The 1137-nt window shown below is 75.1% G+C and carries 1 protein-coding gene; it reads left to right on the forward strand.

From position 1 onward, the window contains the following. Positions 1 to 81: 81 nt before the first annotated feature. A partial coding sequence (locus MCM47_RS41260) for a PAS domain-containing protein (RefSeq protein WP_308222641.1) occupies positions 82 to 1137 on the forward strand: 1056 nt, incomplete at its 3' end.

Raw genomic sequence — 1137 nt, forward strand, 5'->3', positions numbered from 1 at the left:
GCCGGGGTGGGGGCGGGCGGGGGGGGGGGGGCGGGGGCTTCCCCCCCCCGCCACAAGGACGGCCACACGGTCCTGGTGGAGATGCGCAACATGCGCCTGCAGGCCTCGTCCGGTACCTGGTACGCGCTCGGGATCGCCTCCTCCCGTGAGACCCTCCAGCGGGTGGAGCGGGACGTGGCGCTGTCGGCGCGGATGGTCGACCAGGCCCCGATCGGCCTCGCCGTCCTCGATCAGGACCTGCGCTACGTCCTGGTCAACCCCGCCCTGGAACGGATCAACGGCGTACCGGCGGCCGGACACCTCGGCCGCACCCCCGGCGAGGTGCTGCCGCACCTGGACGTCGCCGCCATCGAGGACCGGATGCGGAAGGTCCTGGCCACCGGCCGGCCGGTGCTGGAGGAGTTCACCACCGGGCACATGCCGCACGACGGCGGCGAGCACGCCTGGACGTCCTCGTTCTACCGGCTGGAGGACCAGGCCGACCGGGTGCTGGGGCTGGCGATCTCGGTCATCGACGTCACCGAGCAGTACCGGCAGTCCCTCGCCGCCGCCCGGGCCCGCCGCCGCCTCGCCCTGATCGCCGATGCGTCGATCCGGGTCGGCACCACCCTGGACCTCGCCGCCACCGCCCGGGAGCTGACCGAGGTGATCGTGCCCGAGGTCGCCGACGTCGCGGCCGTCGACCTCCTGGACGCCCTGCTTCCCGGCGCGGCCGGCAACCCGAACGACGAGGGCCCGCCGGCGTTCCGCGCGATGGCCCTCAAGACCGCCCACCCCACGCCGGCCACCGCCGCCGCCGACCCGGTCGGCGAGGTGACGCACTACCACGCGCACCGGCTCGTGACCCAGGCCGCCGTCGGGGGCCACCCCGTCCTCGTGCCCCGCGTGAGCCCCCGCGACCTGGCGCGGATCGCCCGCAACGATCACGCGGCCCGCCTCCTCGAGGAAGCCGGCGTCCACTCCTACCTGGCGGTGCCGCTGATCGCCCGCGGCCAGGTCCTCGGCGTCCTCGACCTCAAACGCACCCGCAACCCGGCCCCGTTCGACCATGACGACTCCCTGCTCGTCGCCGAACTCGCCGCCCGCGCCGCCGTCGCCATCGACAACGCCCGCTGGTACCAGCACCAGCGCCACACC

Origin of the sequence: Kitasatospora sp. A2-31, assembly GCF_022288725.1 — a bacterium.
In the GTDB taxonomy this organism is placed as follows: domain Bacteria; phylum Actinomycetota; class Actinomycetes; order Streptomycetales; family Streptomycetaceae; genus Kitasatospora.